We start from the raw sequence: 22,833 nt of genomic DNA, 5'->3' as shown, positions 1-22,833 counted from the left end.
CGCCCCAGCTTCTTCAGCCGCGTTCAGCCCGCACACCGTCAGCGATCTGTTTCATCTGATCTGCGGGCAGGAAGCCCCGCAGCATCTCGGTGCCCAGAACAAAGGATGGGGTGCCCGAAATCCGCATGCGCTGCGCCAGTGCCCGCGTCTTGGCAATTTCTTCGGTCACTTCGTCGCTGTCCATCGCCGCAAGGATGGCGTCACTGTCCAGTCCCAGCCCGTCCGAGATCCGGCGCAGCGTCACTTCCGAAGGCTCGCCCGTGAATTCCAGCAGGGCGTCATGGACTTGCTTGTACGCGTCATCCCCGGCGACCTGCTTGGTGGCGATGGCAAAGCGCGACGAAAGAACCGACGCATCGCCCAGAATTGGGAACTCCTTGATGATCAGGCGGATGTTGCCATCCTCGGCCAGCAGCGCGTCCACTTCGGGGACCGCGCGGCGACAGTATCCGCAACGGTAATCCATGAACTCGACGAGGGTGATGTCGCCGTCCGGGTTGCCACCGACCCAGCTATAGCCGTCATTGAACAGCTCGTCGGCGTTTTCAGCGATCAATTGCTGGTCGGCCTGTGCTTCGGCTGCGGCGTTGCGTTGCTCAAGGATGTTGATCGCCTCGAGAATGACTTCGGGATTTTCCAGGAGGTATTCCCGCACTTGCGCGCCGAACTCTGCTCTTTCGGATTCGGTCATCGAGGACAGATCCAGCGCATTGGCCGGACCGGCAATCAGGGAAAGCCCCAGAAGGGCAGGTGCTGCGTGTCTGAGGATCATTTCCGGTTCCTTTTCGATTTCTCAGCTTGTTCTGCGGCAATCAGCACATCCTGTGCCCGTTGCCAACCCGTCGAGCCTTCGGGCAACTGACCGATGGCTCGTCTTGCGTGAATTCCGGCATCCAGCAGACGCCCCTCCAAGGCGAACCGCTCGGCAGTGACGGCGGATGCCATACCGTTGTTGCCGACCTTGGAATAGGCCATTCCCAGATCCTGCATCAGGCGGCCGTTCCGGTAGTCGCGGGCGCGTGCGCTTTCCAACACCTGCAGCGCCTTTTTCGTCTGTCCGTCAGCAAGCAGGGCGCGCCCGTAGCCAGCCATGATCAATGCGTCGGTCGGAGCCAGCTCGGACGCCCTGGCATAGGCCGTGACCGCCTCCGAGACCCGAAGGTTCTCCAAAAGGATCTGCCCCTTCAGTTCGTGATAGAACGGATCGTCAGGGCGGATGGCCAGCGCACCATCAATGGCTGCCCGCGCAGCCGAAAGGTTGCGGTTCTGATGATGGGCGGCGGCTTCGCGCATCAGGCGAATATCCTGCGCCGTTTCTTCCTTGGCCCGCCGCAGGGTCCAGCCGGGAGAGCGCAGAAACGCGGACAGCTTGCCCTTGACCCGCGCAAACCAGTAGTCGGCATTGGGGTTAGATTTCGCCCGATCCCCGAATTGGTACAGAAATTCCTCGGCGGCGCGCAGACGTTCACGGCTGGTCGGGTGCGAGCGCATATAGGGATCCTGATTGATCTCGCTCAGCAATTCCTGGCCGGCGAACTTGCGGTGCAGTTCGACCATGCCGATGGGAGAAATCTCGGCCCAACGCAGGTAGCTGGCGGCGCTGCGATCCGCCGAGGATTCTTCGGCCCGCGTGTGGCCCAGAAAACTGCGGATTGCGGCCCCTTGGGTGCCGGCGGCAATGCCCGCGGCGGCCTCTCCGCCGCCCGCAGCGGCGGCAATCAGAGCCAGCGCGGTACCGAAACCGGCCGCGCGTTGAGCCGCCCGAAGGTTCTCGGCCCGGCGGGCGAGGTGCCCGTTGGCGATATGGGCCGCCTCATGCGCGATCACGGCCTGCAGCATCTCGGGGCTGTCGACCGTCAGGATCAGTCCGTGGTTCAGGTAGATCGTGTTGTAGTCGATGACGAACGCGTTGAACGTGCCGTCCTTGACGACCATCACCCGCACGCGGTTGGTGTTCAAGCCGGCGGCGCGCAAGATCGGAAAGGCAAGTTCGCGCAGCCCGTGTTCTATATCGGGGTCGCGGATCAGGCTTTGCGCGTGGCTTTGCGCGGTCGACGCCATCCACAGCGCCACCGCCAGCAGAATTGCCGGGATTGACGCCAGCCGGGATCCGCGTTCAAAAGCCATGGTCGCAACATGGGAGATGGGCATGCGAAACTCAACCCGGTCGGGCGTTGATCCCTTCATCGTGATGGACGTGATGGAGGCTGCGCGCCGCGCCGAAGAGGCCGGGCGCCACATCATCCACATGGAGGTCGGCCAACCCGGAACCGGCGCCCCGCAAGGCGCGCTGGAGGCGCTGGCCAACGCGATGCGGCAAGGCCCGCTGGGCTATACCGTCGCGCTGGGCCTGCCGGCGCTGCGGCAACGCATCGCACGGATGTACGGCGAGTGGTACGACGTCGACCTGAACCCCGAGCGGGTGGTCATCACTCCCGGATCCTCGGGCGGATTCCTGCTGGCCTTCACTGCGCTGTTCGACAGCGGCGACCGGGTGGGGATCGGCGCGCCAGGCTATCCGTCCTATCGGCAGATTCTGCGGGCGCTGGGTCTGGTGCCGGTCGATCTGCCGACCGCGCCGGAAAACCGCCTGCAACCGGTGCCACAGGACTTTGCCGGGCTCGACCTCCGGGGGCTGATGGTGGCCTCGCCCGCGAACCCGACCGGAACCATGCTGGACCACGCCGCCATGGGCGCGCTGATCGAGGCCGCACAGGGGCAGGGGGCCTCGTTCATCAGCGACGAAATCTATCACGGGTTGGAATACGAGGCTAAGGCGGTCACTGCGCTGGAATTGACCGACGAGTGCTATGTCATCAACTCTTTTTCCAAGTATTTCTCGATGACCGGCTGGCGGGTCGGCTGGATGGTGGTGCCCGAAGATCAGGTGCGCGTGGTCGAGCGCATCGCCCAGAACATGTTCATCTGCGCGCCCCATGCCAGCCAAGTCGCCGCGCTGGCCGCGATGGATTGCGAGGACGAACTGCAGGGCAACCTGGCCGTCTATCGCCGCAACCGCGACCTGATGCTGAAGGGCCTGCCCGAGGCCGGGTTCGCCAACATCGCGCCACCCGACGGGGCGTTCTATGTCTATGCCGATGTCTCGGACCTGACCGATGACAGCCGCGCCTTTGCCACCGAGATACTGGACAAGGCCGGCGTCGCCGTGACGCCGGGGCAGGATTTCGACCCGGTGCGCGGCCATACGACCCTGCGCTTTTCCTACGCGCGGTCGACCGAAGACATCGAGCAGGGCCTTGAACGGCTGCTCAGCTTCATGGCGGATCGCCGGACCGCGCAGAAGTCGACCTGAGGCGTTCACAAACCGGCCACGCTGCGATAGGCTCCTGCCAAACGATCTCGAAAAAACTTGAGGCCATGAGCAGGATATTTTTCGTATGTGCGCTGATTTGGGCGCTGGCCGGTGCCGTTTTGGCGCAGGAATTCAACGCCTTGGCGCGGGTACTGCCCGAGCAGAGCCGGATCACAGACGGCAAGGGGGCGGGGGTGACGCTTGAGCTGGGGCTCAGTCAGGGCGTCCCGTATCGCGTTTTCACACTTCAAGACCCGTACCGTATGGTCATCGATTTCCAGGAGGTCGACTGGAGCGGTCTTGACCGGGCCAAGCTGTTGCAGACCCGTCGGATCAGCGGGGTCCAGTTCGGCGCCTATGTGCCCGGTTGGTCCCGGATGGTGCTGGATCTGGGGGCGCCCTTGGCCGTCGATACGGCGGCTATGCGCGTGGACCCCGACAGCGGGGCCGCGGTTCTGACGCTGAACCTGAAAGGTACGGATTTCGACAGTTTTGCCGCCAGCGCGGGTGCGCCGCGCAATCCGGGCTGGGATTTGCCTGCGCCTGCTGTCTTGCCCCCGGTTGTGCCGCGAGATGGCGAACGACCGCTGCGCGTGATGCTGGACCCGGGGCATGGTGGCATCGACCCCGGCGCGGAATCGGGTGGCGTTAACGAAAAAACCCTGATGCTCACGTTTGCGCGCGAACTTCGGGAACTCTTGCTGCGCGCCGGCGGATACGAGGTCGTGATGACCCGGGTGGACGATCACTTCGTGTCGCTCGAACGCCGCATTTCTCTGGCCCATCGGGCCAGCGCCGATGTGTTCATTTCGTTGCACGCGGATGCATTGTCCGAGGGGCAGGCTCATGGGGCCACTGTCTATTTCCTCTCCGATGAGGCCTCGGACGTGGCCAGCCAGAAACTGGCCGAACGGCACGATCGCAGCGACCTGATCGCGGGTATCGACCTGAGCGGCTCGGACGACCAGATCGCTGACGTTTTGCTGGACATGGCACGGCAGGAGACCCAGCCGCGCTCGGAAGCTTTGGCCCATGCGCTGGCGCACGGCATGGGGCAGCAGGGCGGCCCCATGAATCGGCGCCCGATCCGCAGTGCGTCGTTTTCCGTCCTCAAGGCTGCCGACATTCCCTCGGTTCTGGTCGAGATCGGATTCATCTCCAGCCCCAGAGACTTGAAAAACCTCGTAAATCCCGAGTGGCGCATCGGAATGGCGCAAGGAATTCACCAAGGTCTTGAAGCCTGGCGCCAGCAGGATCAGATCCGCCGCGGCTTGATTGGGCAGTGACCCTGCGGCGCAAAGTGGCTAGAATGCGCCCGTGTGTTTTGACCCTTGGGTGCAGCGACACTATATAGGCGTCACCGCGAACAAAAGGCAGCAACGTGATCCGGTTCATTCTTTCGATTTTCGGGGCGGTTTTCAGCCTCGTCACCTTGGGTATTTTCATGGTCGCGCTGGTGATTGGCGCGGTCTTCTGGATGTATGGCCGCGACCTGCCCAGCCACGAGTCGCTGGCCCAGTACAAGCCGCCCACCATCAGCCGTATCTATTCGGGCAAGGGTCAACTGATCGACGAATTCGCGCAGGAGCGCCGTCTGTTCACCCCGTCCGAAGAAATCCCGGACCTCGTGAAGCACGCGTTTATCTCGGCGGAAGACAAGAACTTCTATTCGCATCAGGGGTACGACCCACGCGGGATCATCGCAGCCGGGATCGAGGCGGTCCAATCCAAGGGCGAGACGCTGCGCGGCGCGTCGACCATCACCCAGCAGGTGATGAAGAACTTCCTGCTGTCCGGCGACCGGCGGGTCGAACGCAAGATTCAGGAAATCATCCTCGCGACCAGGTTGGAAAAAACGCTGAACAAGGAACAGATCCTTGAGCTGTATCTCAACGAGATCTTCCTTGGCCAAAACTCCTACGGCGTGACCGCCGCTGCGCAGACGTATTTCAACAAGACTTTGCAGGAACTGGCCCCGCATGAGGCCGCGACGCTGGCTGCGATGCCCAAGGCGCCTTCGGACTATCACCCGGTGCGCCAGAAACAGCGTCTGTTGGATCGCCGCAACTACGTGCTGCGCGAGATGTATCAGAACGGATATATCGATCAGGCAACCTATGAGACTGAAGTGGCGCAACCGCTGCGTTCGGTTCAGAACGGTGATTTCGAAAGCTTCCGCACCGCACTGCCACCGCGCGACTATTTCACCGACGAAATCCGCCGCCAGCTGAGCGAGGACTTCGGCGAGGGTGAGTTCTTTACCGGTGGTTTCACCGTCCGGGCCTCGGTTGACGAGGAGATGCAGGTCGAAGCCGCACGCGCCCTGCGCGAGGCGCTTCAGAAATATGACCAGTCGCGCGGCAAGTGGCGCGGAACGGGTGAAACCATCCCCGAGGAAAAACTGGCAGACGAAGCGCAGTGGCGCGAAGCTCTGGCGATCATGGAAATTCCGCGGGACGTGGTGCTGCCCACGCAATGGTACCCCGCGGTGGTGCTGGATGTGGCCGATCAGCAGTTGACGGTAGGGATCGAGAACGGTCCGGCTGACGGCATCATCCCGCGCAGCGACATCAAATGGATGCAGGGTGACTTCAAGGCAAACTTCAAACGCGGCGACGTGATCCTGGTCGTTGCCGGGGAAGAGGGCCAGTGGTCCGCCCGTCAAGTTCCCGAGGTCCAAGGCGGCTTCGTGGCGATGGATGTGAACTCGGGCCGCGTTCTGGCGATGCAGGGCGGGTTCTCGTACCAGGACTCGGTGTTCAATCGGGCCACGCAGGCGCAGCGCCAACCGGGATCGGCCTTCAAGCCTTTCGTTTATGCGGCAGCACTGGACAGTGGCTACAGCCCCGCGACCATCGTCGTGGACGCCCCGATCGAAGTGAACACACCGCAGGGCCTGTGGACCCCAAAGAACTCGACCAACAAATTCTACGGGCCGACGCCCCTGCGCACCGGGATCGAGCAGTCGCGGAACCTGATGACCATCCGACTGGCCCAAGAGGTTTCGATGCCGGTGGTTGCGGGATACGCGGAGCGGTTCGGTGTGTATGACAACATGGGTCCCTACCTGGCCAATGCCCTGGGGGCCGAGGAGACGACGCTCTACAAGATGGTGGCGGCCTATGCGATGTTCGCCAACGGCGGCGAGCGCGTCGAACCGACCTTGGTCGACCGGATTCAGGACCGGTTCGGCAAAACGATCTATCGGCATGATGACCGACAGTGCCTGGATTGCAACTCCAGCTGGCTGGAGCCCGACGCCTCACCTACGATCGTGACCGACCGAGAGCAGGTGATGGATGCAATCACGGCTTATCAGCTGACGTCGATGATGAAGGGCGTGGTTGATCGCGGCACCGCGTCACGTGTGGTCAATCTGCCGGTTCCGACGGCTGGCAAGACCGGTACGACCAACGAATCCAAGGACGCCTGGTTCATCGGCTTCACCTCGAACATCGTTGCCGGGTGCTACATCGGGTATGATCGCCCGCGCCCGATGGGGCGGGGTGCTTACGGCGGCACGCTGTGCGGTCCGGTCTTCCAGAGCTTTATGGAAAAGGCCGTCGAGAAATACGGCGGCGGACCGTTCGAAGTGCCGCCGGGTGGGCACTTCATCAAGATCGACCGTTTCAGCGGTGCCCGTCTGCCGGATGACGCATCGGGTGACTATGTGGTGGCCGAGTATTTCCGTGATGGCGTCGACGGGTTCATCGACCGTGTCTATGACGGTGGTTTTGCGATGGGGTCCGATCTGCCGTTGTTCGAAGAAGTGACCAATGGCGGGCGCCAGGTCCAGACCTCGACCGGGCAGACCATCATCGTGGGGCCCAAGGCCAGCCAGGGCGATCTTCAGGGCGGCGGACTTTACTGATCTGCAGCGCTTAGAAACAGGCGCAGCAGATCGGCCTCCGGGTCACTCTCGACCGATCCGCCGGACCGCCAGCATATGGACAGGGCGCATTTGGCCGCCGCCCACCGGGCCAGACGCGCCCGCGAAACATTCATCGCCGCGGCGTACAGATCCAGACACGCGGAAGTCTGCCCGACTTCGCGCACAAGGTCCGGCATGCCTTTTGGGTGCCGCAGCGCATTTGCCAGTTCGAACGCCGGATCCCCGACATAACCCTTGGCATCGATCACGCGCGGGCCGGACGCAGTCAGGATGACATTGTCGGGGTGCAGGTCTCCATGCAGGGGGAGATGCACGGGTTGCGTCTGCAGCAGATCCTGAGCCAAAGCTATGGCGCGCCGCATATCGGTTTGCAGGGGCCGCGTACATTGATCGGTAAATCCGACGTCGAAAAGCGGTGCAAACACTTGCTCCAAAGGCCTCAGCCCGCTCACTTCGACAATCGGATCAGCATGCAGGTTCCGCGCCGTTTCAGCCAGTAGTGTCAGGGCGTCGGCCACGTTGCCCGCCCGTGCATGATCGCCGAGGGTCGGACCCTCGAGCCACTCCATCATGACCGCCCGGCGGTCTTCGGCCAGGATCGCGACGGCGCCCCGGTCGCGCCAGGCAGCCAGCAGGCGGCATCCCGGCGCCTCGTTGCCGCGATCGGCGCGGCGATAGAGTTTGAGCGCGACTTCAGACCCGTCCTCACGTTTGGCCCGCCAGACACGCGCCGCGCCGGTATCCGCCGCCAGCCGCGGGTCGGCCAGATGCCATTTCTTCAGGAACTGCTCCGGTCCGTGCTGCATTTGCCTTTCGGGTCATCTTGTGGTGGCCTGAACCTCTTGCTATCACGCAGGCCTGATTGAGCAAGTTGGGACCTGACCATGCGCGCCGAAATCCAGAACATCGTGGCCGAGATCCAAAAATCGCTGGAGCTGCTGGCCCAGCGTATGGACTATGAAACCGCGCCGCACCGGCTGGAGGAATTCAACGCCCGCGTCGAAGACCCCAACCTGTGGGACAACCCCGAAAACGCGCAGAAGCTGATGCGCGAACGGCAGGTTCTGGTCGATGCGATCGAGACCTACGAGTCGATCAAGACTGATCTGAACGACAACATCGAACTGATCGAACTGGGCGAGATGGAGGGCGACGAAGAGGTCGTCAAGGATGCCGAAGAGGCCCTAAAGAAACTGCGCGACAAGGCGGCCGAAAAAGAGCTCGAGGCGCTTCTGGACGGCGAGGCCGACGCCAACGACACCTTCCTTGAAATCAACGCGGGCGCCGGGGGCACCGAAAGCTGCGACTGGGCCTCGATGCTGGCGCGGATGTATGTCCGCTGGGCCGAGAAAAAGGGCTACAAGGTCGAGCTGCAGTCGGAAACTCCGGGCGAAGAGGCGGGGATCAAGTCGGCGGCTTACAAGATCTCGGGCCATAACGCCTATGGCTGGCTGAAGTCCGAAAGCGGCGTGCACCGGCTGGTCCGCATCTCGCCCTATGACTCGGCGGCCAAGCGGCACACGTCGTTCAGCTCGGTCTGGGTCTATCCGGTGGTGGACGACAATATCGAGATCGAAGTGAACCCGGCCGATATCCGCGTCGACACCTACCGGTCCTCGGGGGCGGGCGGTCAGCACGTAAACACCACAGACTCGGCGGTGCGGATCACCCACATCCCGACCGGCATCGTGGTGACCAGTTCGGAAAAATCGCAGCACCAGAACCGCGACATCGCCATGAAGGCGCTGAAATCGCGCCTGTACCAGATGGAACTGGACCGCCGCAACGCCGAGATCAACGCCGCGCACGAAGCCAAGGGCGATGCCGGCTGGGGCAACCAGATCCGGTCCTATGTTCTGCAGCCCTATCAGATGGTCAAAGACTTGCGCACCAGCTACGAGACGTCGGACACAAAAGGGGTTCTGGACGGTGATCTGGATGCATTCATGGCGGCCACTCTGGCTCTCAAGGTCTCGGGTAAAAGCCGGGCCGAGGCGCAGTCGGACGACTGATGCCGCGCGGTTGATCTGCGTGGAAAAGATATATCCAAAACACCGGGTTTAAATGCACACATGGGGTCGCTAGGCTGAGCGCAAGCAAAGCTCGGACGTAACCCCATGAACCTAAGCGATACTTCAGCCGCTGATCTTCTCGAGAAACTCGCGACAGGGCATTTGTCAGCCGTCGAGTTGATGCGCGCGACGCTCGACCGGATTGCCCAGGTGAACGGGCAGGTCAATGCTATCGTCGCGCTGCAGGACGAGGATGTGCTTATGGCACAAGCCCGGGACGCCGACGACAAGTCGGGCCGCGGGCCGCTTCATGGGCTTCCGATTGCCGTCAAAGACCTGGTTAATGTGGCTGGCATCGCGTCGACCCAGGGGTCGCCGGTTTTTCGCGATCACGTCCCAGCCGTCGACGACCTGATCGCAGCACGGTTGCGGGCCGCCGGAGCTATTCTGATCGGAAAGACGAACACACCGGAGTTCGGGTTGGGCTCGCACACCTTCAATCCGGTCTATGGCGCAACCCGGAATCCATACGATCCGGCCCGGTCCTGCGGTGGGTCGTCGGGTGGCGCAGCGGTGGCCTTGGCCACTGGGATGGTCGCGCTGGCGGATGGGTCGGACATGATGGGCAGCCTGCGCAATCCGGCCGCGTGGAACAACGTGTACGGCTTCAGGCCCAGCTGGGGCCGGGTTCCCTCGGAACCACAGGGTGATTTGTTCCTGCACCAGCTCTCGACCTTGGGTCCGATGGCCCGCAGCCCGCAGGATATCGGACTATTGCTGGATGTGATCTCTGGCCCCGATCCGAGGCAGCCTTTGAGCGTTCCCTGCGAACCCGTCACCCCATTGTCCGTCGAAAGCCTGGACGGGATGCGGATCGGATGGCTGGGAGATTGGGGCGGCGCATTCCCGACCGAGGAAGGGATTCTGACCCAATGCAGCAACGAGTTGGCGATTTTTGAGGGACTTGGCGCAACCGTCGAGGACGTACCGCCGCCCTTCGATGCCGAACGCCTGTGGAACAGCTGGATCACCCTGCGGTCGTGGAGCGTAGCAGCAAGTCTGCTGCCTTTGGCCGACCGAAAAGACGCCCTTAAGGACACCGCGCAATGGGAGCTGGAGCGAGGTCTGGCCCTGACGGCGATGGAGGTCCATGCAGCCAGCGTCACCCGTTCGGATTGGTACCGTCGGGCGGTCGAACTGTTTGCCGAGTATGATGCGCTGGTGTTGCCGGCGGCTCAGGTGTGGCCGTTCCCTGTGGATCAGCCGTATCCGCGCAGCATTGGTGGGGTCGCGATGGACACCTATCATCGTTGGATGCAGGTGGTCACACCGGTCAGCCTGATTGGTCTGCCCTGCCTTTCGATACCGGCGGGGTTTGGCCCCGGAGGACTGCCGATGGGAATGCAACTGTTCGGGCCGCGCGGCAGCGACGCGCAACTGCTGGCTTTGGGGGCCGCCTATCACGCCGTGACGCATTGGCCGCAAAAACGCCCGGCCATGGCCTGAGGGCAAGGGGAGGAGAAACGTAACATGGAAAAGCCATTCGGAGTGCCAACGCTGAAACCGGCGGATATCGGCATGTTGCGCACGGCGCTGCATCGCGCCTGGCAGGATTATCGCCGCGCACCGGTCTTTGGCCTGCTGTTCGGCGGCTTCTACGTTCTGGTCGGGTGGTTGATGGCCTGGGTAACCGTGCAAACGGGCACCTCGTTCTGGCTGGTGCTGGCTGCCATCGGCTTTCCTCTGATCGGGCCATTCGCCGCCGTGGGTTTGTACGAGGTATCGCACCGGCTCGAGCGGAATGAGCCTTTGGACTATGGCGCCATCTTCGGTGTCGTGATCCAGCAGAGCCGCCGTCAGTTGCCGTCGATCTGCGCGATCATCGTCGTGATGTTTCTGTTCTGGTTCTTTCTCGGCCACATGATCTTTGCGCTGTTCATGGGGCTGTCGACAATGACAAACGTGTCGTCATCGCTTGAGGTATTTCTGACACCCAACGGTCTGGCCATGCTGGCTGTCGGCACTGCTGTAGGCGCGTTCTTTGCCATCCTGCTTTACATGATCACCGTGTTGTCGATCCCGATGCTGCTGGACCGGGAACTCGACTTCGTCACTGCCATGATCTCGAGCTATGCCTATGTCAGCGTGAACAAGCGGGTCATGTTGGGCTGGGGTGCCTTCATTGCGGTCATGACCTTTGTCGCCATGGTGCCCTGGTTTTTGGGATTGCTGATCGTGTTGCCTCTGTTCGGTCATGCCAGCTGGCACCTGTATCGGCAGATCACCGAAGACGATGCAGCGGCGGGGCCGGTCGCCGAGCCGGCCCAAGCCTAGGTTCTCGGGGTCAGGAATCGGGCACTTCGCGGCCCATGTCGACCAGCATCTGACGCAGACGTCCCGCGCCGGGCAGGTTGGCTTCAAGCGCATGGACATAGGCGTGGGTCAGAAAAAAGCTCCGGGCGTCGTCGTCCTGCTGGCTGGCGGCGGCCAATTCGTACAATTCAGCCAAAGCCGTGATGTCACCCGCCGCATGTGCCTGCAGAAGGCGGGTGTGCAGGTCGGTCATTCAGCGGCCAGTTCGTTGCGATGTGCCATCAGACGCTGCGCCACCCAGTCGTGGAACAGATGGGTCGGCCCGTCCATCGCCGGCGAGAAATGTCCGCCGTCAAACCCCGGCGCCGCGCGGCCACGCTGCATCCCTTCTACGACGAACACATCCTCTTCAAAGACCACTTTCCACTGCTCGGCATTGCGGGCGCGCAGATCCGCATCGGTATCCGGCGCCGAATAGAACAGGTGGATGTGCTCCGAGGTCCGGTTCTGGGCCTCGGGCCGCAGAATGATGGCGAAGGCGTGGTCCCGGTGCACGCCCAGCAGCACGTTGGGGAAGGCGGCAATGTATTCGGCTGCGGTGTCCCATTTCTCGCTGAGACCTTCGAAATCGGGAAAAACCCGACCGTCCTCAGTTTTCAGTTGCCGATAGACCAAGGTTCCCTGACCGGAATAAAGGCCGGGCTCCTGGATGTGATAGTGATCCTCAAGCCGCGAGTAACTGTTCAACCCGGGATGCACCCACGGCAGGTGATAGCTTTCACAGTAGTTCTCGACCGCCAGTTTCCAGTTGCAATTGACGTCCAACCGAAAGGAACTTTCCGGGCCGCCGTGGTACAGCGGCTTGTCGAACTCGGCCCAACGCTCGATCAGCCTGGCGTTGGCATCCTCGAACGTCGGCGCGTCGCCCGAGACGTTGATCCAAACCACGTCGCGCCATATATGGCTACGCACCTCGATCAGGCCGAGTTCCGATTTGCTGACCGCGTCATGTGCGTTCTGGCCCGGGCCGCCCACATGCGGCGTGGCAACCAGCCGGCCTTCGGTGGAATAGCACCAGCTGTGATAGGGGCAGCGAATGGCGCCTTCGATCTTGCGGGGCTCTTCGACCAGGATCATGCCGCGGTGACGGCAGATATTCTGAAACACACGGACCGTACCGGAACGGTCACGCAGCAACAGGAGCGGAATACCCATGAACTCCAGCGGAACCGCGTCACCGGGCTCGGGGACATCGGCGGTGACCGCGAGACCGGCCCAGCCATCCAGCAGCAGGGCGCGAGTTTCTTCGGCGTGCAGGGCAGGGTCCGTATAATGTGCGTTGGGCAGGCCCAGAGCGGTTTCAATGCTCTGACGAACAGCCGACAGTTCGGTTGGGGTGCTGGCCATCTGGTTCTCCTCGCTTCTCCACCAGCCTAGGCATCCGGGGCCAGCCCTCGCTTACACTTCTGCGACTCCGGCTTTTCTCACAACGACATGCACGGGAGTTTGGGCGGTTTCCTATGTCCGGCGCGCCAGTCTTGCCGCCTCCAGCGTTGCCCGGAAATCGTGGCCCAGATGGCGGATTTCCAATCTGTAGATGTGCGGAGTAGCCGCAGAGTGCTCCATGCACGAACCGATCCAGACGCCGTTGCCATCGGTCATGTCCTTGCGGATCACCATCGTCTTGCTGTCACGACCAGCCTCGCGCGACAAGACTGCGTAGATATTTGGTCCGGCGCAGGCGGCGAAGCCACGAAGTTCACGGCCCGTGGCGGAACGCGTACCGGCCATGGCCGGCGGCAGGAAGCCGCGCAGGACAGCACACTGATGCAGGTGCCGGGTTTGAACCAGCCAATGATGGGCGCGTGGATCGGCTTCGCCGCCATGTTGCGTCACAAGATAGACGCCGCTTGGAAACGTGTCCTCGGTCAAGGCTGCCAGTCCGGGCCGAAGGAACTGGACCACGCTTTCGGGCAGGTCACAGCGCCGGGGCGCGGGGATTTCCTCAAGCGGTTTCAGCAGAATGCGGGCGTCCACGTCAAAGAACCGGCAGATGCGGTCCAGAACGTCCGGGCGTGGAAAACTCTCGCCAGAAAGATACCGGTTGAACTGCGTTCGGTTGACGCCCAGCTGTCTGCACAGTTCGGCGACCGAAGGATAGCGGTCGGCAAGTTGCCTGAGATTCGCCCCCAGCATGTTGCGCAGCTCGGCGGGCGTGCGAGTGTCTACGGCCATGTCTCACTCTGGTTTGCAACGGTTCGGGAAACACGACCGGATCGGCCAGAAAGGCCGGTCGCCAGTCAAGAAATCGCAAAATTGACCCCATGGAACACGCAGTTTGCGTATTCTGGTCCAAGCGTAACGCGCTCAGGCGCGAACGCAATAGGCATTAAGCCTATTTGTATGGTCTTTTTCCTGTCAGTGCTCAGTTGTGCACCTGCAGGAAACGATCCGACAACGCAAAACGCCCCGTCAACGAGGGCGACGGGGCGTTTTGATGGGTTCGCGAAAAATCAGTTGCCGCGCAGCAGGGCCGCGACGCCTGTCCGTGCAACCTCGACAGAGCCCAGCGGGCGCATCAGATCGGCAAATGCATCGATCTTGTCCGGCGCGCCGGTGATTTCGAAGATGAACGAATTCAACGTGCTGTCCACGACATTGGCCCGGAAAATGTCGGCAAGGCGCAACGCCTCGACCCGCTTGTCGCCTTCGCCAACGACCTTGATGATCGCCAGTTCCCGTTCGACCGAAGGGCCTTCGACTGTCAGGTCATGTACGTCATGCACCGGGACGATACGGCCCAGCTGAGCCTTGATCTGTTCGATCACCTGCGGTGTACCGGTGGTGACGATCGTGATGCGGCTGAGGTGTCCGGTATGGTCGACCTCGGCCACGGTCAGGCTTTCGATGTTGTAGCCGCGCCCCGAGAACAGCCCGATGACCCGGGCTAGAACCCCCGGTTCGTTTTCGACCAAAACAGCAATCGTGTGGCGTTCCTGCACGTCGGAGAAGGTCGGGCGCAGGTTGTAGGCCGAGTGGCGGGTGGAACCTTTTCGGATCTTGAGTGCAGTCATTGGAAGACCTCATCGTTGGCAGAGGAATAGTCTGGCGCCCGCAGCCGTTGAACAACGGCGCCGATACAGACCAGACAGGAAAGATACAAAAGCGGTGCAAAAAGCAGGCGGATCGAGATGTCGGCTTCGCCGCGGAACAGAAAGGCGAAGAAAGCGGGGGCGGCACCCAGCCACATCGCTCCGGCCAGCGCCAGGCCCCATGGGCTGTTCGTCAATACACCTGCGCGCAAAAGGAATAGTCCCGCAGCGGCGATCAGTGCAGATTCGTAGAACCACAGGTATGGGGTGGACAGCATGACCGCCAGCGCAAGCACAGCGGCGCGCAGGTCAAAACCGATGCGGGGGCTGCGCCAGGTGATCGTGACCATGATGGCCGCGCAGGCTGTGATCGTCCACTGAACGGCCAAGGCGACAGGCTCGGGCAGCCCAAAGCTGGCGAGCGTCGAATAGGGGCTAAGCATCAGATTGTTTTCGACGATGGTTTCACGCACCACCGAAAAGTGGACCGCCATCATGTTGCGCATTTCCAGCCAGTATTCCGGACCGTAGAGCGCGGTCGCCAACCCCGAGATGACCAGGGTCGTGACGCCGGCCGAAATGATGGCCGGCCACGCCCGGCACGCCAGCAAAGCAAAGGGGATCAGGATGCCCAGCTGAGGTTTGAGCGTCAGAAGGCCGATAAAGAATCCGGCAAGAACCAAACGTTGGTTCTTGAGCGCTGCAAGTGCCGCCAGCAAACCGGCCATCCACAGGGCTGCGGTCTGCCCCATGAACAGGGTCGGCAATATCGCGGGCGGCAGCGCGAATGCGAGCCAGACCGGTGTGATGCCTTCCGCGAACGGCCGGGCGGCGAATATCATCGCGACGATCGACGCGATCGAGAAGACCAGCCAGGCAATGGGGAAGGGAAGGGCGCCCAAGGGTTGCAGCGTTGCAAGAAACGCCGGCGGGTAAGACCAGGGCATCCAGTCATCTTCCTTGATGACGTTGTGCATGGCGGTCAGGCTGTCGACACTGAAGGCCGACAGAGGCTCACCCAGATGGGCCAGACGTCCGGCGGCCCAGAAGACCCGAAAGTCGATCGGAAAGCCGGCGCTGCCATTGGCCGCGATCTCGCTCCAGCTGAGGCCGAGCCAGATGACAAAGACCCCTAGCACCAGCGCCGGGACAAGAATGCCCAACTGCCAGCCGCGACGCCCCGCAAAAATCTGCAGGTTCTCGCGTGGAGATGTCTGAGTGGGGATGCCGGGCATGTTCCGTCCTGTCCTGTGAGCGTCCATCAGGGCCAACAGCGTGGCCCTGTGTCCGCAAGCAATATCAAACCAGCACCGCGCCGCCAGCTTGAATGACACCCTTCGTTTCGGCCTCGCCCAGCAGCATCTCGTTATGGGCCTTGCCCGACGGGATCATGGGGAAGCAGTTCTCGTGCTTTTCCACCAGACAGTCAAAGATCACCGGACCGTCGTAATTGATCATCTCCATGATCGCGTCATCCAGATCGGCGGGGTCTTTGCAGATGATCCCCTTGGCCCCGAAGGCCTCGGCCAGCTTGACGAAATCGGGCAGGGCCTCGGACCACGAATGCGAGTAGCGTTCGCCGTGCAGCAGTTCCTGCCACTGGCGCACCATGCCCAGGCGTTCGTTGTTCAGGATAAACTGTTTCACCGGCAGGCGGTATTGGACGGCGGTGCCCATCTCCTGCATGTTCATCAGCCAACTGGCCTCGCCCGCGACGTTGATCACCAGCGCGTCCGGGTGTGCCATCTGCACCCCGATCGAAGCCGGGAAGCCATAGCCCATGGTGCCCAGCCCGCCCGAGGTCATCCAGCGGTTGGGGTCTTCGAACCCAAGGAATTGCGCGGCCCACATCTGGTGCTGGCCCACCTCGGTACAGACATAGCGATCGTGGTCCTTGGTCAGCGCCTCGAGCCGTTCCAGCGCGTATTGGGGTTTTATCGACTTTTCGCTGTTGGTGTAGGCAAGGCAGTTGACCTTGCGCCAGTCCGAGATCTGGGCCTGCCACTTGGCGATCGCTTCGGTGTTGGTTTTGCGACCACGCGCCTTCCAGACCTTCAGCACGTCTTCCAGAACATGCGCCACGTCCCCCACGATGGGGATGTCCACCCGGATCACCTTGTTGATCGAGGACGGGTCGATGTCGATATGCGCCTTTTTCGACTTGGGCGAGAACGCGTCGATACGCCCCGTGATCCGATCGTCGAAACGGGCGCCGACATTGATCATCAGATCACAGTCATGCATGGCCATGTTCGCCTCGTACAGACCGTGCATGCCCAGCATCCCGACCCAGTTCTTGCCCGATGCCGGGTAGGCGCCCAGGCCCATCAGGGTCGAGGTGATGGGGAACCCGGTCGCGTCGACCAGCTCGCGCAGCAGTTGGCTGGCAGCGGGGCCTGAGTTGATCACGCCGCCGCCGGTGTAGAACACGGGCCGCTTGGCGGTTTCGATGGCGGCGACCAGTTCGGTGATCTCTTCGATGTCGCCCTTGAGCGCCGGTTGATAATGCGAGGTCGATGGTTTCGGCGCGGTGTATTTTCCGGTGGCAAACTGGACGTCTTTGGGAATGTCGATCAACACAGGACCGGGACGGCCCGCGGTGGCGACATGAAAAGCCTCGTGCATGGTTTCCGCCAACGAGTTGGTGTCTTTGACCAGCCAATTGTGCTTGGTGCAGGGCCGGGTGATGCCCACCGTGTCCGCCTCTTGGAACGCATCCGAGCCGATCATGAACGTCGGCACCTGACCGGTCAGAACCACGATCGGGATCGAATCCAGAAGCGCGTCGGTCAGGCCGGTCACCGCGTTGGTCGCGCCGGGCCCCGAGGTCACCAGTGCGACACCGGGTTTGCCGGTTGAACGGGCATAGCCCTCGGCGGCATGTATCGCGCCCTGTTCATGCCGCACCAGGATGTGACGGATGTCATTTTGCAGAAAGATCTCGTCATAGATCGGTAGCACGGCGCCGCCGGGGTATCCGAATACCGTGTCCACGCCCTGATCCTTGAGGGCCTGGACCACCATCTTTGCGCCGGTCATCTCACGTGTCATCTGCTTTGCTCCGTTCGCGACATGTGTCTTGCGTTTGACAAAAAAAAGCCCCCGAAGTTTCGGAGGCGCATGGGTTCGATTATGGCTTACCGTTACCGGCCCATGCGCGTGGTTCCTACGATTACGACTAGCGTTCTCATCGCCAGAGGCTCCTTTTTGCGTGGGGCAGACATTATGGGCGGCGCGAAGGGGCGTCAACAGGCAATCTGGCCAATTTCCTGACTCTGATGTCGAATTTTGCGACATTTTGTTGCGCAGATTGCCGCATGTGGGGAAATTTCCGGAAATACTGGCCGAGTTTTGCCGAGTTCCCAGCGGTGGTCGAGGTCAGAATGCGTCAGAGCGATGTCTGAAACGGGCATGATGCGGGGTCCGGGCTGGGTCAGGCTGGGGCTGCGAACAAGTCAGGGAGGACGGCATGCTGGTGGATCTGGTGGACCTAGGGCGCTATCCGATCGATCGTCCGAATTCGGCGGCCTATGATCGGTTGATCGATGACATTCGTCGTGACCTCGACAAGGATGGTTGCGCAGTTTTACCCGGATTTGTCCACGAAGACGGGTTGAGTCAGTTGCTGACCGAAGCCGAAGCCGTCGCGCCGAGTGCGCATCGCAGTTTCAACCGGACCAACGCCTATTTCACCAAGGACGATCCCCGCTTTGGTATCGCCCACCCGATCCGTCGGTTCTATGACCGGTCGAACGCCTTTGTTCCGGCCGACAATTTCCCGTCTACCGGCCCCCTGCGCAGAATCTACGAGTTCGAAGGATTTCTGCCCTTCATCCGCGACGCGTTGAATGAACCCGCGGATCGGTTCTTTCGCTACGATGATCCATTGGCGGATGTGATCATCAACGTGGTCGAAGAGGGGCAGGGCTTTCCGTGGCATTTCGACACGAACAACTACACGGTTACTCTGGCGATCCAGAATGGCGAGCAAGGCGGCGCCTTTGAATACGCGCCGAACCTGCGCACCGCTGAGGAGGAGAACTTTGACAAGGTGGCCTCGGTTCTAGACGGCAATATGGGAATGGTGCGCCAGTTGGAGCTCAATCCCGGTGATCTGCAAATCTTTCGGGGGCGCTATTCCTTGCATCGCGTGGCGCCAGTGTCGGGTGCACGGCCGCGCTACGTGGGGATATTCTCCTTTGTCGAGGCCGAAGGCATGTGTGGCGGGGTCGAGCGTACTCGGCAGCTCTACGGCCGTGTGCTGCCGTGTCATCGCGACAGGGAGGGGGTGCGAAACGATGAGCTTCTGGACTGACCCGTGCTAGGGTGGAGCAGTCAGATCCTGCCAGGGAGTGCAAGGTGCCACGTATTCTTCAGCTGACCCCCTTTGTCCTGTGTTCCTCGCTGAGCCGGCAAATTGCATTCTACTGCGATCGCCTGGGTTTCGCGTGTGGGTTCACGCAAGACAACTATGCTTTTCTCAGGCTTGGCCCGGTTGCAATTCGCCTGCTGGAATGCCCGCCGCGCGCAGATGGCCTGCCGCTGGGCCACGAGCAATCCTTTTATATCGATGTCGAGGATATAGACGATTTGTACGAAAGCCTGAGTCCCAAACTCGAAGACCTGCCCGAAGGGCGGGTTCGTGCGCCATTTGATCAGCCATATCAACAGCGAGAGTTTCACGTTCTGGATGAGGACGGCACGCTGATCTTTTTCGGCGAAGGAATCCGTTGAAGCGCGGAAGCTGCGCTGATGGTGCGGCCGTCAGAAGGCCACGCCGGTTCCTTGCAGAACGCCATGTTCCAGCGCATATCGGGTCAGGCCGGCAGTCGATGAGATGCCCAGCTTGCGCTTGATGTTTTTGCGATGGGTTTCGACCGTGCGAACCGAAATATCCAGCGCCAGCGCGACTTCCTTGTTCGACTTGCCTTGCGCCAATTCCAGAAGGATCGTCTGCTCGCGTCCGGTGAGTGCTTCGCGCGCCGCATCCTCTTTCGGTTCCAGCGATCCGATCGCCCCGGTGCACAGATAGCGCTCTCCACGCATGACCGCGTCTATGGCCTGCTTGATTTCGTCAGTCGGCACATCCTTGAGAACATAGCCCTTGGCCCCGTGGCTCAATGCGGTCGAGATGTATTCCGGGCTGTCATGCATCGACAGAATGAGAATGCGGGTGTCGGGCAACCGTTCGAGGATCAGTTCAGTGGCGCTGAGCCCCCCGAGCCCCGGCATGTTCAGATCCATCAGGATGACATCGGGCTGCAGGCGCGCGGCCTGATCAACCGCGTCACGGCCATTGCCCAACGTGCCGACGACCTTGATGTCGTCAAAACTCTCGAGGATCGACTGGATGCCCTCGGCGACCATGGGGTGATCGTCGACGATAAGGACTCGGATCGTTTCGGTCATCAGGAACCGGCCTTTCCTTTGGGTGTCGCGTCTTCCTGCGGCGGCAACAGGTGGCTCAGCGGCAGGCTGACTTCGATCACTGTACCACTTTGTGCGCCGCGTGATGACAGGATACGCAGGGACCCGTCAAGCTGTTCTATGCGCTCTTGCATGTTGCGCAGCCCGATCCCGGTGCTGACCCGGCCCGGTCGTGACCGAAGGCCACGCCCGTTGTCGGTGATGCGCATGGTCGCGCCCTTCTTGTGGCCGCGCAGGTCGATCGTGACGCGGGTTGCGCCAGAATGGCGTTCGATATTCGTCAGCGCCTCTTGCGCGATACGGTAGAGGGCGATCTTGCTGTCCTGGTCCAGACGATTGCGGAACACGACGGTCGAAAACTCGGTCTCGATCCCGGTCCGTTCGCGGAAATCGTCGGTCAGCGCCTTCAGGGCCGGGCCAAGGCCCAAGTCATCCAAGACGCCTGGCCGCAGGTCGCGACTGATGCGGCGCACTTCGGTTATCGCGGTTCCCAGGTTGTCGATGCCCTTGTCCAGCGGCGCACGTGCGCCGTCATGATCGCCCTTGGACAGGCGCCGCCGGGCATTGTCCAGCGCATAGCGCACCCCGACCAGGATCTGGCTGATCCCGTCATGCAGCTCACGCGCCACCCGGCCGCGCTCTTCCTCCTGCGCGTCGATGACCCGCTTGGTCAGTTCCTTCAGCTTGGCATCCGCAAGCCGGCGTTCGCGGATGTTCAACAGCATCCCCGAGGCGAAGACGATCAGAACCGCCGCCAGAACGATACCGCCTATATACAGGAACGTGCGTTGCACCCGCGCTTCGACCTCGGCGCGGGCATTTGCAACGGTGGCCACGATGTCGTCGATGAATACACCGGTTCCCACGGCCCAACGCCAATCCTGCAGGCCGACGACATAAGCGATCATCATCGCCTCTTCCCCGGTCGAGGGCTTCTGCCACATGAAACTGTGCCATCCGGCACCCTGCCGGGCCAGGCGGATGAACTCGTCGACGACCGGAACACCCTCGCTGTCCGTCAGGCCTTCCCAGTTCTGATTGATGAACTCGGTCTGGCGCGGGCTGACAAGGTTGTTGCCGTCATAATCATACACGAAGAAGAACCCGTCCTTTCCGTAGATCATCGCCGACAGGATCTGGGTCACCAGATTCTGGGCGACCTTGTCATCCGGAGACGCGCGTCCGTAGATGTATGCGAACCCGTTTCGGGCCTGTGTCACGTAATTGCGCAGCTCTTCCTTCTTGGCCTCGATCAGCCGACGCTCCAACGCCTTGATCTCGCGTTCAGCCGTCGCGCGGGATTCGTAGGCCACCATGACCGCGATCGCGGCCACGGCCACGACCAGCGGAATGGCCGCAACCAGCGACAGCTTCTGAGCATAGGTCAGTGAAAGCAGAGCGCGGAATTTCCCCATGGTCGAATCGATACGCAAGCGGGGGTGAAATTGCAAAGAGATTGGGCATTCCGGCGCTCGGAACGCCCGGAACTCGCGGTTTGCGGGTAGAAATGAGCCCGGGAATTGCGCGTTCTGCAGAAAAAACCATCTGATCTACGTAGTAATAGGTATTCCTTTTCAACCGGCCATCATTAGGGTGACGCTACCGTAAACGACTGGCTCGGGCGCTGCCCGAGTCGTGACTATGAAGGGGAGGAATACTCTTATGGATCGTCGTAAGTTTCTAAAGACGTCGGCACTGGGCGGCTCGGCCGCAGCGGCAACCGCACTGGCGGCACCTGCCTATGCGCAGGGCAAGCGCACGCTGACCATGGTTACCTCGTGGGGCCGCGGTCTGGCTGGCGTGTTCGACAGCGCGCAGCGTTGCGCCGACAGCATCACCGCAATGTCCGACGGCAACCTAACCGTTGACATCAAGGCCGCGGGCGAACTGGTGGGCGCGTTCGAAGTGTTCGACGCGGTCTCGTCGGGTCAGGCTGACATGTATCACGCCGCTGACTATTACTTTGTCGGTCAGCACCCGGGCTATGCGTTCTTCACCGCCGTTCCGTTCGGAATGACCGCGCAGGAACTGGTGAACTGGTACTATTTCGATGGCGGCATGGAGCTGCATGACGAACTGGGCCAGATCTTCGGCCTGAAATCGTTCCTGGCAGGCAACACCGGTGCGCAGGCCGGCGGCTGGTACTCGAAAGAGATCAACAGCCCCGAAGACTTCAACGGCCTGAAGTTCCGTATGCCGGGTCTGGGCGGCAAGGCTCTGGGCAAACTGGGCGCATCGGTTCAGAACATTCCGGGTTCGGAAGTGTACCAGGCGCTGTCCTCGGGTGCCATCGACGGCACCGAGTGGATCGGTCCCTGGGCCGACGAAAAGGCCGGTTTCCAGGAGATCACCAAGATCTACTACACCGCCGGTTTCCACGAGCCGGGCGCAGGCCTGTCGCTGGCCACCAACCGCGACGTGTTCGAAAGCCTCTCGCCGGCGCACCAGAAGATCATCGAGATCGCTGCCGGCGAAGCGCACCAGTGGAACCTGGCACAGTTCCTGGCCAACAACGGCGCGGCGCTGCAGCGTCTGCAGGCCGGTGGCGTAAAGGTCATGGAATTCCCCGACAGTGTCTGGGATGCCTTCGGACAAGCCAGCCAGGAAGTTCTGGCCGAGAACATGAGCGACGAGCTGTTCAAGAAGATCCACGACAGCGCGATGGCATCGATGAAAGCCTCGTCGTCGTGGCTGAACATGTCTTCGGGCGTCTACACCGCGCAGCGCGACCGCGTTCTGGGCTAACTGGCCGTCTGGCAATCAAACGGTTTCCCCGCCACGTGC

At 61.7% G+C, this 22,833-nt stretch carries 20 protein-coding genes; 9 read left to right on the top strand and 11 right to left on the bottom strand.

Going from position 1 to position 22,833, the window contains the following annotated elements; genetic code table 11:
• Positions 1-13: 13 nt before the first annotated feature.
• Together GOW72_RS07060 and GOW72_RS07055 are read right to left on the bottom strand one after the other, a co-directional pair.
• Positions 14-772, bottom strand: a complete 759-nt coding sequence (locus GOW72_RS07060) for a DsbA family protein (RefSeq protein ID WP_170338145.1) — start codon at positions 770-772, stop codon at positions 14-16.
• Positions 769-2,151 carry a M48 family metalloprotease gene (locus GOW72_RS07055; protein WP_170363260.1) on the bottom strand — a complete coding sequence of 461 codons (1,383 nt, stop codon included), beginning with the start codon at positions 2,149-2,151 and terminating at the stop codon, positions 769-771. The genes GOW72_RS07060 and GOW72_RS07055 overlap by 4 nt, the downstream gene beginning before the upstream one ends.
• On the opposite strand from GOW72_RS07055, the gene GOW72_RS07050 reads away from it, so the two are divergent.
• The 3 genes from GOW72_RS07050 (at position 2,150) to GOW72_RS07040 (ending at position 7,184) form a co-directional block, all read left to right on the top strand.
• Complete coding sequence (locus GOW72_RS07050) at positions 2,150-3,313, top strand: pyridoxal phosphate-dependent aminotransferase (protein WP_170366253.1); 1,164 nt, start codon at positions 2,150-2,152, stop codon at positions 3,311-3,313. The two genes, GOW72_RS07055 and GOW72_RS07050, sit on opposite strands and share 2 nt — an antisense overlap.
• Before the next feature lie 65 nt (positions 3,314-3,378).
• Complete coding sequence (locus GOW72_RS07045) at positions 3,379-4,599, top strand: N-acetylmuramoyl-L-alanine amidase (RefSeq protein ID WP_170366250.1); 1,221 nt, start codon at positions 3,379-3,381, stop codon at positions 4,597-4,599.
• A 95-nt stretch (positions 4,600-4,694) separates the two neighbouring features.
• A complete protein-coding gene (locus GOW72_RS07040) occupies positions 4,695-7,184 on the top strand; it encodes a penicillin-binding protein 1A (RefSeq protein WP_170338660.1) in 2,490 nt (829 codons plus the stop codon).
• Here GOW72_RS07040 and GOW72_RS07035 read toward each other — a convergent pair.
• Entirely contained in the window at positions 7,178-8,011 is an 834-nt protein-coding gene (locus GOW72_RS07035; protein WP_170366248.1) for an aminoglycoside phosphotransferase family protein, read from the bottom strand. The two genes, GOW72_RS07040 and GOW72_RS07035, sit on opposite strands and share 7 nt — an antisense overlap.
• 78 nt (positions 8,012-8,089) lie before the next feature.
• On the opposite strand from GOW72_RS07035, the gene prfB reads away from it, so the two are divergent.
• The 3 genes from prfB to GOW72_RS07020 all read left to right on the top strand — a co-directional run bounded on the left by prfB (position 8,090) and on the right by GOW72_RS07020 (position 11,551).
• On the top strand, positions 8,090-9,217 hold the full coding sequence (gene prfB, locus GOW72_RS07030; protein WP_170338666.1) for a peptide chain release factor 2: 1,128 nt from the start codon (positions 8,090-8,092) through the stop codon (positions 9,215-9,217).
• Positions 9,218-9,322: 105 nt separating this feature from the next.
• On the top strand, positions 9,323-10,723 hold the full coding sequence (locus tag GOW72_RS07025; protein ID WP_170366246.1) for an amidase: 1,401 nt from the start codon (positions 9,323-9,325) through the stop codon (positions 10,721-10,723).
• A 24-nt stretch (positions 10,724-10,747) separates the two neighbouring features.
• Complete coding sequence (locus GOW72_RS07020) at positions 10,748-11,551, top strand: DUF2189 domain-containing protein (protein WP_170366244.1); 804 nt, start codon at positions 10,748-10,750, stop codon at positions 11,549-11,551.
• A gap of 10 nt (positions 11,552-11,561) precedes the next feature.
• Here the strand turns inward: GOW72_RS07020 and GOW72_RS07015 are convergent, their stop codons facing one another.
• The 6 genes from GOW72_RS07015 to GOW72_RS06990 all read right to left on the bottom strand — a co-directional run bounded on the left by GOW72_RS07015 (position 11,562) and on the right by GOW72_RS06990 (position 17,673).
• Positions 11,562-11,783: a hypothetical protein gene (locus GOW72_RS07015; RefSeq protein ID WP_170338672.1), complete on the bottom strand. Its 222-nt coding sequence runs from the start codon at positions 11,781-11,783 to the stop codon at positions 11,562-11,564.
• Positions 11,780-12,937 carry an aromatic ring-hydroxylating oxygenase subunit alpha gene (locus tag GOW72_RS07010; RefSeq protein WP_170363267.1) on the bottom strand — a complete coding sequence of 386 codons (1,158 nt, stop codon included), beginning with the start codon at positions 12,935-12,937 and terminating at the stop codon, positions 11,780-11,782. The genes GOW72_RS07015 and GOW72_RS07010 overlap by 4 nt, the downstream gene beginning before the upstream one ends.
• A 111-nt stretch (positions 12,938-13,048) precedes the next feature.
• Positions 13,049-13,765, bottom strand: a complete 717-nt coding sequence (locus GOW72_RS07005) for a helix-turn-helix domain-containing protein (protein ID WP_244952355.1) — start codon at positions 13,763-13,765, stop codon at positions 13,049-13,051.
• Between the two features lie 278 nt (positions 13,766-14,043).
• Positions 14,044-14,604 carry an acetolactate synthase small subunit gene (gene ilvN / locus GOW72_RS07000; RefSeq protein ID WP_093962354.1) on the bottom strand — a complete coding sequence of 187 codons (561 nt, stop codon included), beginning with the start codon at positions 14,602-14,604 and terminating at the stop codon, positions 14,044-14,046.
• The gene (locus GOW72_RS06995; RefSeq protein WP_170366242.1) at positions 14,601-15,857 is read right to left on the bottom strand and encodes a glycosyltransferase family 87 protein; all 1,257 of its coding nucleotides are present in this window, start codon (positions 15,855-15,857) and stop codon (positions 14,601-14,603) included. Before GOW72_RS06995 ends, ilvN begins: the two co-directional genes overlap by 4 nt.
• A 64-nt stretch (positions 15,858-15,921) precedes the next feature.
• Complete coding sequence (locus GOW72_RS06990) at positions 15,922-17,673, bottom strand: acetolactate synthase 3 large subunit (protein WP_170366240.1); 1,752 nt, start codon at positions 17,671-17,673, stop codon at positions 15,922-15,924.
• 418 nt (positions 17,674-18,091) lie between these two features.
• On the opposite strand from GOW72_RS06990, the gene GOW72_RS06985 reads away from it, so the two are divergent.
• Both GOW72_RS06985 and GOW72_RS06980 read left to right on the top strand, forming a co-directional pair.
• On the top strand, positions 18,092-18,937 hold the full coding sequence (locus GOW72_RS06985) for a HalD/BesD family halogenase (RefSeq protein WP_170366237.1): 846 nt from the start codon (positions 18,092-18,094) through the stop codon (positions 18,935-18,937).
• 44 nt (positions 18,938-18,981) lie between these two features.
• Positions 18,982-19,356 carry a VOC family protein gene (locus GOW72_RS06980; RefSeq protein ID WP_170366236.1) on the top strand — a complete coding sequence of 125 codons (375 nt, stop codon included), beginning with the start codon at positions 18,982-18,984 and terminating at the stop codon, positions 19,354-19,356.
• A gap of 30 nt (positions 19,357-19,386) precedes the next feature.
• On the opposite strand, the gene GOW72_RS06975 is transcribed toward GOW72_RS06980, so the two are convergent.
• Both GOW72_RS06975 and GOW72_RS06970 read right to left on the bottom strand, forming a co-directional pair.
• On the bottom strand, positions 19,387-20,031 hold the full coding sequence (locus GOW72_RS06975) for a response regulator transcription factor (RefSeq protein WP_170338171.1): 645 nt from the start codon (positions 20,029-20,031) through the stop codon (positions 19,387-19,389).
• Positions 20,031-21,464, bottom strand: a complete 1,434-nt coding sequence (locus GOW72_RS06970) for a cache domain-containing protein (protein WP_170363273.1) — start codon at positions 21,462-21,464, stop codon at positions 20,031-20,033. The genes GOW72_RS06975 and GOW72_RS06970 overlap by 1 nt, the downstream gene beginning before the upstream one ends.
• A 247-nt stretch (positions 21,465-21,711) precedes the next feature.
• Between GOW72_RS06970 and GOW72_RS06965 the strand changes: the two genes are divergently transcribed.
• Entirely contained in the window at positions 21,712-22,794 is a 1,083-nt protein-coding gene (locus GOW72_RS06965; RefSeq protein WP_170338175.1) for a TRAP transporter substrate-binding protein, read from the top strand.
• Positions 22,795-22,833 lie beyond the last annotated feature (39 nt).

This window comes from Ruegeria arenilitoris, from assembly GCF_013032855.1.
In the GTDB taxonomy this organism is placed as follows: domain Bacteria; phylum Pseudomonadota; class Alphaproteobacteria; order Rhodobacterales; family Rhodobacteraceae; genus Ruegeria; species Ruegeria arenilitoris.
The sequence above is the reverse complement of the archived record's forward strand: the minus strand, read 5'-3'. Positions and strand labels throughout refer to the sequence as shown.

Excerpts from the sequence above, each read along its gene's own strand:
- GOW72_RS07060 (WP_170338145.1), bottom strand. The coding sequence starts at position 772 with ATGATCCTCAGACACGCAGCACCTGCCCTTCTGGGGCTTTCCCTGATT.
- GOW72_RS07050 (WP_170366253.1), top strand. The coding sequence starts at position 2,150 with ATGCGAAACTCAACCCGGTCGGGCGTTGATCCCTTCATCGTGATGGAC.
- GOW72_RS07055 (WP_170363260.1), bottom strand. The coding sequence starts at position 2,151 with ATGCCCATCTCCCATGTTGCGACCATGGCTTTTGAACGCGGATCCCGG.
- GOW72_RS07045 (WP_170366250.1), top strand. The coding sequence starts at position 3,379 with ATGAGCAGGATATTTTTCGTATGTGCGCTGATTTGGGCGCTGGCCGGT.
- GOW72_RS07035 (WP_170366248.1), bottom strand. The coding sequence starts at position 8,011 with ATGCAGCACGGACCGGAGCAGTTCCTGAAGAAATGGCATCTGGCCGAC.
- prfB (WP_170338666.1), top strand. The coding sequence starts at position 8,090 with ATGCGCGCCGAAATCCAGAACATCGTGGCCGAGATCCAAAAATCGCTG.
- GOW72_RS07025 (WP_170366246.1), top strand. The coding sequence starts at position 9,323 with ATGAACCTAAGCGATACTTCAGCCGCTGATCTTCTCGAGAAACTCGCG.
- GOW72_RS07020 (WP_170366244.1), top strand. The coding sequence starts at position 10,748 with ATGGAAAAGCCATTCGGAGTGCCAACGCTGAAACCGGCGGATATCGGC.
- GOW72_RS07015 (WP_170338672.1), bottom strand. The coding sequence starts at position 11,783 with ATGACCGACCTGCACACCCGCCTTCTGCAGGCACATGCGGCGGGTGAC.
- GOW72_RS07010 (WP_170363267.1), bottom strand. The coding sequence starts at position 12,937 with ATGGCCAGCACCCCAACCGAACTGTCGGCTGTTCGTCAGAGCATTGAA.
- GOW72_RS07005 (WP_244952355.1), bottom strand. The coding sequence starts at position 13,765 with ATGGCCGTAGACACTCGCACGCCCGCCGAGCTGCGCAACATGCTGGGG.
- ilvN (WP_093962354.1), bottom strand. The coding sequence starts at position 14,604 with ATGACTGCACTCAAGATCCGAAAAGGTTCCACCCGCCACTCGGCCTAC.
- GOW72_RS06995 (WP_170366242.1), bottom strand. The coding sequence starts at position 15,857 with ATGCCCGGCATCCCCACTCAGACATCTCCACGCGAGAACCTGCAGATT.
- GOW72_RS06990 (WP_170366240.1), bottom strand. The coding sequence starts at position 17,673 with ATGACACGTGAGATGACCGGCGCAAAGATGGTGGTCCAGGCCCTCAAG.
- GOW72_RS06985 (WP_170366237.1), top strand. The coding sequence starts at position 18,092 with ATGCTGGTGGATCTGGTGGACCTAGGGCGCTATCCGATCGATCGTCCG.
- GOW72_RS06975 (WP_170338171.1), bottom strand. The coding sequence starts at position 20,031 with ATGACCGAAACGATCCGAGTCCTTATCGTCGACGATCACCCCATGGTC.
- GOW72_RS06970 (WP_170363273.1), bottom strand. The coding sequence starts at position 21,464 with ATGGGGAAATTCCGCGCTCTGCTTTCACTGACCTATGCTCAGAAGCTG.
- GOW72_RS06965 (WP_170338175.1), top strand. The coding sequence starts at position 21,712 with ATGGATCGTCGTAAGTTTCTAAAGACGTCGGCACTGGGCGGCTCGGCC.